The sequence below is a fragment of the Sphingomonas sp. LH128 genome (assembly GCF_000293195.2).
Classification (GTDB): domain Bacteria; phylum Pseudomonadota; class Alphaproteobacteria; order Sphingomonadales; family Sphingomonadaceae; genus Novosphingobium; species Novosphingobium resinovorum_A.
This window is the reverse complement of record NZ_ALVC01000039.1, coordinates 1-9424: the sequence shown is the minus strand read 5'-3', so window position 1 is coordinate 9424 and position 9424 is coordinate 1. Positions and strand designations below refer to the sequence as shown.

The window sequence follows — 9424 nt, the reverse complement described above, 5'->3', positions numbered from 1 at the left end:
CTCCCCCGCCGAAACATCCTCGTCGTCGGCGGTACAAGCTCGGGCAAGACGACACTTGCCAATGCCCTGCTGGCCGAACTGACCGCGATCGATGAACGGGTGATCCTCATCGAGGACACCCGCGAACTGCAAAGCCCGGTGCCGGACACTGTGGCCCTGCGGACCCGGCCGGGCTTCGTCACTATCGCCGATCTCGTTCGCTCAACGCTGCGGCTGCGGCCGGACCGTGTCATCGTCGGCGAGGTTCGCGGTCCCGAGGCACTCGAGATGCTAAAGGCTTGGAACACCGGGCACCCGGGAGGGATCGCAACGATCCACGCAAACGGTGCCGCAGCGGCGCTGCATCGCATCGAAAGCCTCGTTCAGGAAGCCGTCGTCACGGTTCCGCGCCGCCTCATCGCCGACGCCATCGATCTCATCGTGTTCATCTCCGGGCGCGGGCTCGCGCGCCGGGTTTCCACGATCGCCCGTCTCGACGGTCTTGATCCCAAGAGCGGTGACTATCGCCTGAGCAACCTTCTTCCACCCTCCAGCACACAGGAGACCTACACATGAGCAGGATCCATCTCAGCCCGCTACGGACCCGAGCCATGGCTACCTCGAGCCTTGCTGCATTTGTTGCCGCGAACGCGCTGTCGCTGGCATTCGCGGGGCAAGCGTTTGCATCGGGTTCGGGAATGCCCTGGGAACAACCGCTTGAGCAGGTGCTTGAATCGGTGCAGGGCCCGGTCGCCAAGATTGTTGCGGTAATCATCATTATCGTGACCGGCCTTACGCTTGCATTTGGTGAGACGGCTGGCGGTTTTCGGCGCCTGATCCAGATTGTGTTCGGCCTGTCGATCGCGTTCGCAGCGTCAAGCTTCTTCCTGTCCTTTTTCAGCTTCGGCGGCGGAGCGCTGGTCGCATGAGCGGCGAAGGGCGGCACGGCGGTCCCATCGAGGGTTTCGAGGTGCCGATCCATACGAGCCTGGGCGCGCCGCTCCTCCTTGGCGGTGCGCCGCGTGGAATCGCGATCGTCAATGGCACGCTGGCGGCGGCGATCGGGCTCGGTCTGCAGCAATGGCTGGCCGGGATCGTGATCTGGGCGGCGGGGCACAGCCTCGCCGTCCTCGCGGCGAAACGCGATCCCGATTTCGCCCCCGTCGTGTTGCGCCATTTGCGCCAGAAGGGGTATTTCGCATGTTGAACCTCTCCGAATATCGCGCGCAGGCGAACCGGCTCGCCGACCATCTGCCCTGGGCTGCGCTGGTCGCTCCGGGCGTCGTGCTCAGCAAGGATGGCAGCTTTCTGCGGGTCCTTGGCTATCGCGGACCGGATCTGGAATCGGCGACCGAAGCCGAGCTGGTGTCTGTGTCGGCCCGGGTCAACAACGTACTGCGCCGCTTCGGCTCGGGATGGGCGTTGTTTTTTGAGGCGGAGCGGCGCGAAGCCGCGCATTATCCGCAGGACAGATTTCCAGATCCCGCAAGCTGGATGGTGGAGCAGGAGCGCCGCGCGGCATTTCTGGCTGAAGGGGGCCATTATGAAAGCGCCTATTATCTTGGGCTCACCTGGCTCCCTGCGGCGGACCGCCAGGATGCCGCTGGGCGCCGGCTTGTCGAACGCGGCGATGCGGTAAGGGGCAGGGACTGGCGCGCTGAATTGGCCGGATTCATCGCCGAGACCGACCGCGCCTTCGATCTCTTCAGCGGGATCCTGCCACATGCGGAAGTCCTGGGCAGCGATGCGTTGCTCACATACTTGCACAATACGATTTCCGAACGGCGACAGGACGTGGCCGTTCCCGAGACCCCGATGTATCTCGACGGACTGCTCGTCGATACCCCGCTCGTGGGCGGGCTGGAGCCGCAGCTGGGCGATCTGCACTTGCGTACGATCTCGGTATTGGGTTTCCCCAACGTCAGCCGCCCGGCGCTGCTCGATGCGCTCAATCACCAGGCATTCGGATACCGCTGGGTCACCCGCTTCATCGCCCTCGACAAGGCCGAGGCGAACCGGCAGCTTACTTCGCTGCGCAGGCAATGGTTCAACAAGCGCAAGTCCCTGAGCGCCATGCTGCGCGAGGTGCTTTACAACAGTCCGGCGCAGCTGCTCGACAGCGACGCCGATAACAAGGTCGCGGATGCCGATCTCGCCCTTCAGGCGCTTGGCGGCGACCATGTCGCCTTTGGATATCTGACGACGACGGTGACCCTCGCGGATGCCAGCCGTGACGGCGTGGAAGCCAAGGTGCGCAGTGTCGAGAAGATCCTCGGGGGGCTGGGCTTCACGACGATTCGTGAACGCGTCAACGGCGTCGAGGCATGGCTTTCGTCGCTGCCCGGGCATGTCTATGCCAATGTGCGCCAGCCCCTCGTTCATACGCTCAACCTCGCCCATCTCATGCCGCTCTCTGCGGTGTGGGCGGGACCCGAACGCAACGAGCACCTCGGCGGCTCGCCCCTGCTTCATGTGCGCACGTCCGGCTCGACGCCGTTTCGGCTCTCCACCCACGTGGGCGATGTCGGACACATGTTCATCGCCGGTCCGACCGGCGCGGGAAAGTCCGTGCTGCTTGCGTTGATGATCCTGCAGTTTCGCCGGTATCCCCGGGCGCAGGTCTACATCTTCGACAAGGGCTTATCCGCCCGGGCGGCCGTGCTTGCCTGCGGCGGGGCGCATCACGCGCTGGGTCTTGGCGCGGGCGAGGGCATGGGTGACGATATCGGCAACGCCGCGTCAGGTGCGCGGGCTGGTCTCGCTTTCCAGCCCCTGCGCGCAATCGACGGTCCGGCGCAGCGCGCCTGGGCGGCCGAGTGGATCGCAGCTTTGCTGGTCCAGGAGAACCTGACCGTCACGCCGGGCGTCAAGGATCAGGTGTGGTCGGCATTGACCAGCCTGGCAAGCGCGCCCGCTGACGAGCGCACGATGACCGGCTTCACGCTGCTCTTGCAATCCAGCGACTTGCGTGCCGCGCTGAGCCCCTACACAATCGAGGGACCTTACGGCGCGCTGCTCGATGCGGTCGAAAGCGACATGCGTTTCCTCGACATCCAGTGTTTCGAGACCGAGGCGCTGATGGCGAGCAAGGGCGTGGTCGCCCCGGTGCTCAGCTACCTGTTCCACCGCCTCGAAGCGCGCTTCGACGGCCGTCCCACCCTGCTGGTGCTCGATGAGGCCTGGATCTTCCTTGACCATCCGCTGTTTGCAGCTCGCATCCGCGAGTGGCTCAAAGTCCTGAGAAAGCGCAATGTGTCCGTCGTTTTCGCGACGCAGAGCCTTTCCGACATCGCTGCCTCCCCGATCGCCCCGGCCATCTTGGAAAGCTGCCCGCAACGTATCCTGCTTCCCAATGACCGCGCTGTCGAACCGCTAAGCCGGCAGACTTACGAGCGTTTCGGCCTCAGCGCCCGGCAGATCCAACTCGTCGCGCGGGCCAGTCCCAAGCGCGAGTACTATCTGCAGTCCGCTCGCGGCAATCGGCTGTTCGAGCTTGGACTGGGAGACGTAGCCCTGGCGCTTTGCGGATCTTCCGACCCGGCAAGCCAGGCCCGCATCGATGCGCAGCTCGAGGAGCATGGAAGAGATCGCTTCCTGACCCGCTTCCTCGAAGGCGCAGGGCTTACCTGGGCAGCCGAGCTGTCCGACACCATTGCCCCCTACCTACCTGCAACCCGGGAGACGACCGATGAAAGTTAAGTCACGCACAGCATCCATTGGCGCCGCAGCTGCGCTTGGCGTTACGGTGGTGGCCGCCTTTGGGGTAGCCGGCCTGTTCTCGAGCAAGCCAGCACACGCGCTGGTCGTTTATGATCCGTCAAACTATGCGCAGAATGTTCTGACTGCGGCGCGCACGCTCCAGCAAGTCAACAATCAGATCAAGGCGCTGCAAAACCAGGCGCAAAGCCTGATCAATGAAGGCAAGAACCTCTCGACCATCAGCTTTCCCGAGCTGGAGGAACTTACCGGCACGCTGCAGCAGATCGACAGGCTCATGGGGCAGGCGGGGCGCGTCCAGTTTCGGATCGCAGACGTCGACAAGCAATTCGGCGACCTTTATCCGGACGCCTTCCGGCAGTCGCTGAAGCAGGACGCACAGGTCGCGGCGGCCCGCGCGCGGCTCGATACCGAGCTCGCCGCCTATCGCCAGACGGCAAGCGTCCAGGCACAGATTGCCGAGAACGTCGAGACCGACAGAACCGCGCTGACGGCGCTGGTGGAAAGAAGCCAGGGGGCGGAAGGCTCGCTGCAGGCCCAGCAGGCGACTAATCAGCTCCTCGCGCTCGTCGTGAAGCAGCAGCTGCAGGTTCAGCAGATGATGGCTGCGCAATTTCGCTCGCAGACTGTGTCGGGCGCCAACGAGGCGCAGGCCCGCGCGCAGGCGCAAAGCGCGGCGGCCAAGTTCCTCGGCACCGGCTCGGCCTATACCCCGCATTGAGCCGAAAACGGGGGTGATCCGAGCCGCTGCGAACCCGGCCGGACCAAGCCGGCAAAGGGCATCCGGCGCGGCAGGGTCAGACTGACGATCGCCTCCGTGATCGGCACGCGTTTGTGGCAGCGTCTCCCCTGCGCTGCCGCGTCGCGGGGCGGGGCCTGCTGCCTCTCCGGCCCCCGTCCCGCGACACCGTGAGGGTCACGAACAGCACCGAGAAAGGAAGCGCTGCGCCAATGGACGATCTCAATGTCATCGACCAGTTTATGGCTACGTTCATCGCCTATATCGACAGCGGTTTTGGTCTGCTCGGCGGTGATGTGCGCTTCCTGACGGCGACGCTGATCGGCATCGACGTTACGATTGCAGCGCTGTTCTGGACGCTGGGCGGCGAAGACAACGTCCTTGGCCGCCTCATCCGCAAGATACTCTACGTCGGCGCCTTCGCCTACATCATCAACAGCTTTCCCGCGCTTTCCGAGATCATCTATCGCTCCTTCGCGCAGGCCGGTCTCACCGCCGGTGGCGGCAATCTGAGCGCGGCCGACCTTCTGAAGCCCGGCAGGCTTGCCGGCATCGGCTTTTCAGCGGCGTGGCCGCTGCTCGAGCAGGTTTCCCAAATGCTGGGCTTCACCACCTTCTTTGACAATTTCCTGGCCATTGCGGTGCTGCTGGTCGCCTGGCTCATCGTCATTCTCGCCTTCTTCGTGTTGGCCGTGCAGATGTTCGTCTGCATCCTCGAATTCAAGCTGGTCAGCCTCGCGGGTTTCATCCTGGTGCCGTTCGCCCTGTGGAACCGCACCAGCTTTCTCGCCGAGCGGGTGCTCGGCCATGTGGTGAGCTCAGGCATCAAGGTCATGGTGCTGGCGGTCATTGTCGGCATCGGATCCACCTTTTTCGATCAGTTCACGGCAGGGCTGCAGGGGCGGGAGCCCGACATTGGCGAGGCCATGAGCCTGGTCCTGGCCAGCCTTGCCCTGCTGGGCCTGGGCATATTTGCCCCTGCGGTCGCGAGTGGGCTGGCCTCAGGCGCCCCGCAGCTCGGCGCCGGCGCTGCGCTGGGCACCATGGCCGGTGCCGGGGCGGCGGCCATGGTGACGGGCGGTGCGGCAATCGGCGGAGCGCGCCTCGCCGCCGCCGCAGGTATGGGCTCGATCCGTGCGGGCGCGTCGATGGGCGCCGGTGCAGCGCGAGGCTACGCGCTGGGTCAGCAAAGTGCCGGAAGCGCCTCGGTGAAAGCTGGTCTGGGAGGGGTGGCAAAGGCGGCCGGTCATGCTGTGCGATCACGCGCCTCGGGAGGTTTCGGACTGGGCCAGGCGGCTGCGCAAGGGCGGGCCGCTGCCGACGCCGCCTTCGAAAGTTCGCAATCCCCGCCGTCCGCGCCGCGCCCAGCGCAGGCCGCTCCGCCCTGGGCGCGAAAAGCCCAGGCAGATCACGCCGCACGCCACCATCGCCAACTCGCGCTTCATGCCGTTCAGCAGGGCGATCATCACGGCGGCGGCGCTTCACCAGACATCAGCGAAAGGAATGACTAGGCCATGCGCTTCAAACGTAGCACATCGACTTATGGGCGAAGCCCGCAGTCGGAAACGCCTTATCAGCGCGCCGGTCAGCTCTGGGATGAGCGAATCGGCTCGGCGCGGGTCCAGGCACGCAGCTGGCGTTACATCGCTTTCGGTTGTCTCGGGCTTGCAGGGGCGATGGCGACAGGGCTTTTGTGGCAATCGTTGCAGAGCCGGGTCGTCCCTTATGTCGTGGCCGTCGATCGTCTGGGCGAGCCGAGGGCGATATCGAAAGCTGAAACGAACTATCGTCCGACTGATCCTCAGGTCGCCTGGGCACTGGCCAAATTCATCGCTCACGTCCGCGGCCTGTCGCTAGACCCAGTGATCGCGCGGCGTGACTGGCTCGAAGCTTACGATTACACGACCCAGCGTGGGGCAAAGTTCCTCAGCGAATATGCCCGGGCCTCGGGTGCACTGACCCGGATTGGCGAGCGCACAGTATCGGTGCAGATCACGAGCGTTGTCCGCGCATCCGACAAGAGCTTTCAGGTTAAGTGGATGGAGCAGGAGTTCGAGCGGGGCAGCCTGAGCGCCAGCAGCCGCTGGACTGCAATTCTGACCCTAATTGAAAAACCACCGCGCGATACAGATACCCTGCGCCGCAATCCGCTCGGCATATATGTCGATGCGATTGACTGGAGCCGCGAATACGAAAGCACCGGCGAGACGTCCACGCAGCCGAATGCTGACTCTGCCGCCTCAGCCCATCTGGTCGGCCCCAGAACGCCAGCTTCCCCTTCACTGTCACCGATGGAGACCCTGCCATGACCGGTCATGTCCTGGCTGCAATCGCGCTCGCGACGGGCAGCCACTTTCAGCCCACTTCGCTGGTACTGCCCTCGGCCTCAGCCCTGCCGAGCGGCGAACCGTCGCTGCGCCAACCCTCGGCAGGCACATGGGCCAATCAGCGCCACGTGTACCTGTGGTCGGATGGTGCGATCTACCGGGCCTCGACCGAGCCCGGCATGATCACCGACATCATGCTCCAGTCTGGCGAAGCGCTGATTGCGGTCGCGGCGGGCGACACCGCGCGCTGGGTAATCGGCGATACGGCAAGCGGCACCGGCGCAGACAAGCGCACGCATGTCCTGGTCAAGCCTTTCAGTGCAGGATTGGCGACCAACCTGGTGATCACGACTGACCGGCGAACATATCATCTGCAGTTGACGAGCAGGGGCACTGGCGGATTGACGGCGCTGTCCTGGAATTATCCCCTCGATGAGATGCTTGCGATCAAGCGCGCGAGCGAGGCGGCGGAGCAGGCACGACCCGTGGCCGCTGGGCTTGCGGTCGAGACGCTCAATTTCGGTTACACCATCAGCGGCGACAAGCCGTCATGGCGTCCGCTGCGGGCATTCGACGACGGCCGCCAGACGTTTGTAGAGTTCCCTGCAGCCATTGGTGTCGATGAAGCTCCGCCGCTGTTTCTGTTGGACGCGGAAGGCAAGGCCGAACTCGTCAACTATCGCATGCGAGGCCGCTTCTACGTCATAGATCGGCTCATCGCCGTGGCAGAACTGCGGATCGGCTCGAAGAAGCAGCGGGTGGTCAGGATCGCCCGCCTCGGTGTCGAAAGGGCGACACGATGAGCGCAGTGTACGACCAACCCGATCAGGCGTCCGGCGCGAAAGACAAGTCGGAAAGCGACAGCGCCTCGCAGCGCGAGCCCGCTTCGCGGGACTCAAACCCGACCGGAAGGGTGCCGAAGGTTGAGCCGGAGACGCTAGCGATCCGGGGACGTCCGCCAAGGGCGATACGGTTTCGCCGCGAAGTCATCATCGCGGGGAGTACGGCTGCGGCCATCGCCCTTGGCGCCGTCGCCTGGATCGCCCTCAAACCGCACATCTATTCCCGAACACTTGCAGAAGATGACTTGGCGCGCCCGAAACTCGCAGCGCCAGCGGACATGGTAGACGCCTTGCCGAAAAGCTACGGAGATGTTCCGAAACTTGGGCCACCGCTCCCTGGGGATCTGGGCCGGCCCATACTGCGGGCTCAGGAACGTGGGCGCGGGGCGCAAGGCATGCCTGCACCGAAGAATGCTGGAGGCGAGATTGCCGATCGACACGCCGACGAGAGGTCCGCCGCGTTGCGATCGCCGCTGCTTGCGGCGGAAGGCATCGCCGCGCGGCAGGGCTCTGTGTCTGCAGTCCAGACAAGTCAGGGACAAGACGCACCGGTGTCCATCAGCAATGATGGCAATGAAGGGGCGCCGACGGGGGATCGGAAGGTCAGATTTGTTGAAACACTTGATGCCCGAAGCACCGTCAATCCGCATGCCGTCGAGGCGGCGGCGTCGCCCTACACCCTGGCGGCAGGGAGCATCATCGCGGCAAGCCTTATTACGGCCCTGAATTCCGATCTTCCAGGCATGATCATTGCTCAGGTGACACAGAACGTTTTCGATAGCGCGACGGGATTGCACCTCCTCATACCGCAGGGCGCAAGGCTGATAGGCACCTACGATAGCGCATTAGCGTATGGCCAGGACCGCGTGCTCGTAGTCTGGCAGCGCCTGATGTTGCCCGATGGGCGATCGCTGAGTCTTGATAACATGCCGGCGACGGACGGCTCGGGCCGCGGAGGACTATCAGGCCAAGTCGATCATCACACGGGCCGTTTGGCGAAGGGAATGGCTCTTGCGACATTGCTGGGGGCGGGCACCGAATTGTCCATCTCCGGCGACGGAGAATTGGTGCGCGCCGTTCGGGAGGCGACGCAGACAGGTGCTACCCGAGCAGCGGACGAGATTACCCGGCGCAACCTAGATATCTCGCCTACCATCACGATCCGGGCCGGTGCGCCAGTTCATCTGCTGGTGCGGCAGGACCTCATCATTGAGGTACCCAATGAGGAGATGCCCAGATGAGCGCACTGAAATTGCCAAAGTTGCGGGAGACGACACCCGTCAAGCTCTCTATCAGCTTACACCCCGATCTGCATCAAAGCCTTCTGGAGTATGCGGGTGTCTATGCGCAAGTATATGGCAGCGAAATTAAGATTACAGATCTTGTTTCGCTGATACTCGCCACATTCATCGAAAGTGACCGGGAATTCCAAAGAGTAAAAAGGGCACCAATAATATAAATTTCCATCGTTTGAATGGAGCTTGGACTATACTATTTGCGGAAGTGATGCGGTGCAGTGTTGTAGGGCTCGCTGTGTTACCCAGAAAAAGATTATCTTGAAAAAGTGATGCAGGATCTTATACCAAATCCCTTTGAGGCTGACTCATTGGGATTCCCAAGAGCAGATTTTTCTGATTCACCATCGCGAGCAGATGGAGGCTTGTGATGGCGGCGTCGTTGGTTGTGCGAAGCGATTATTCAGGGTCAGACTTGCGAGCTTTTGCCCGGCGCAGCGATGATGCGCAGCAGGTGCGACGGCTTTTGGCGATGGCCTCGATCCTGGATGGCGGCAGGCGGAGTGATGCGGCGAAGATTGGCGG

The 9424-nt window shown here is 63.4% G+C and carries 10 protein-coding genes; all 10 read left to right on the top strand.

Annotated elements, in window-relative coordinates:
• On the top strand, positions 1 to 555 hold a 555-nt coding region (locus tag LH128_RS03855), incomplete at its 5' end, for an ATPase, T2SS/T4P/T4SS family (protein WP_008828270.1).
• Positions 556 to 590: 35 nt separating this feature from the next.
• The gene (locus LH128_RS03850) at positions 591 to 908 is read left to right on the top strand and encodes a TrbC/VirB2 family protein (protein WP_008828269.1); all 318 of its coding nucleotides are present in this window, start codon (positions 591 to 593) and stop codon (positions 906 to 908) included.
• A complete protein-coding gene (locus LH128_RS03845) occupies positions 905 to 1186 on the top strand; it encodes a VirB3 family type IV secretion system protein (RefSeq protein WP_008828268.1) in 282 nt (93 codons plus the stop codon). Before LH128_RS03850 ends, LH128_RS03845 begins: the two co-directional genes overlap by 4 nt.
• Positions 1180 to 3678, top strand: a complete 2499-nt coding sequence (gene trbE / locus LH128_RS03840) for a conjugal transfer protein TrbE (protein WP_008828267.1) — start codon at positions 1180 to 1182, stop codon at positions 3676 to 3678. The genes LH128_RS03845 and trbE overlap by 7 nt, the downstream gene beginning before the upstream one ends.
• Positions 3668 to 4417 carry a P-type conjugative transfer protein TrbJ gene (gene trbJ / locus LH128_RS03835; protein WP_037517625.1) on the top strand — a complete coding sequence of 250 codons (750 nt, stop codon included), beginning with the start codon at positions 3668 to 3670 and terminating at the stop codon, positions 4415 to 4417. Before trbE ends, trbJ begins: the two co-directional genes overlap by 11 nt.
• A gap of 230 nt (positions 4418 to 4647) precedes the next feature.
• On the top strand, positions 4648 to 5946 hold the full coding sequence (gene trbL, locus LH128_RS03830) for a P-type conjugative transfer protein TrbL (protein ID WP_008828265.1): 1299 nt from the start codon (positions 4648 to 4650) through the stop codon (positions 5944 to 5946).
• A gap of 3 nt (positions 5947 to 5949) precedes the next feature.
• The gene (trbF, locus tag LH128_RS03825) at positions 5950 to 6744 is read left to right on the top strand and encodes a conjugal transfer protein TrbF (protein WP_008828264.1); all 795 of its coding nucleotides are present in this window, start codon (positions 5950 to 5952) and stop codon (positions 6742 to 6744) included.
• Positions 6741 to 7565 (top strand): P-type conjugative transfer protein TrbG, encoded by an 825-nt coding sequence (trbG, locus tag LH128_RS03820; RefSeq protein WP_008828263.1) that lies wholly within the window; start codon positions 6741 to 6743, stop codon positions 7563 to 7565. Before trbF ends, trbG begins: the two co-directional genes overlap by 4 nt.
• Positions 7562 to 8845 (top strand): TrbI/VirB10 family protein, encoded by a 1284-nt coding sequence (locus LH128_RS03815; RefSeq protein WP_008828262.1) that lies wholly within the window; start codon positions 7562 to 7564, stop codon positions 8843 to 8845. Before trbG ends, LH128_RS03815 begins: the two co-directional genes overlap by 4 nt.
• The gene (locus LH128_RS31905) at positions 8842 to 9063 is read left to right on the top strand and encodes a DUF2274 domain-containing protein (RefSeq protein ID WP_008828261.1); all 222 of its coding nucleotides are present in this window, start codon (positions 8842 to 8844) and stop codon (positions 9061 to 9063) included. The genes LH128_RS03815 and LH128_RS31905 overlap by 4 nt, the downstream gene beginning before the upstream one ends.
• The last annotated feature ends 361 nt before the right edge of the window (positions 9064 to 9424 follow it).

Excerpts from the sequence above, each read along its gene's own strand:
- LH128_RS31905 (WP_008828261.1), top strand. The coding sequence starts at position 8,842 with ATGAGCGCACTGAAATTGCCAAAGTTGCGGGAGACGACACCCGTCAAG.
- LH128_RS03845 (WP_008828268.1), top strand. The coding sequence starts at position 905 with ATGAGCGGCGAAGGGCGGCACGGCGGTCCCATCGAGGGTTTCGAGGTG.
- trbG (WP_008828263.1), top strand. The coding sequence starts at position 6,741 with ATGACCGGTCATGTCCTGGCTGCAATCGCGCTCGCGACGGGCAGCCAC.
- LH128_RS03850 (WP_008828269.1), top strand. The coding sequence starts at position 591 with ATGGCTACCTCGAGCCTTGCTGCATTTGTTGCCGCGAACGCGCTGTCG.
- LH128_RS03815 (WP_008828262.1), top strand. The coding sequence starts at position 7,562 with ATGAGCGCAGTGTACGACCAACCCGATCAGGCGTCCGGCGCGAAAGAC.
- trbE (WP_008828267.1), top strand. The coding sequence starts at position 1,180 with ATGTTGAACCTCTCCGAATATCGCGCGCAGGCGAACCGGCTCGCCGAC.
- trbL (WP_008828265.1), top strand. The coding sequence starts at position 4,648 with ATGGACGATCTCAATGTCATCGACCAGTTTATGGCTACGTTCATCGCC.
- trbF (WP_008828264.1), top strand. The coding sequence starts at position 5,950 with ATGCGCTTCAAACGTAGCACATCGACTTATGGGCGAAGCCCGCAGTCG.
- trbJ (WP_037517625.1), top strand. The coding sequence starts at position 3,668 with ATGAAAGTTAAGTCACGCACAGCATCCATTGGCGCCGCAGCTGCGCTT.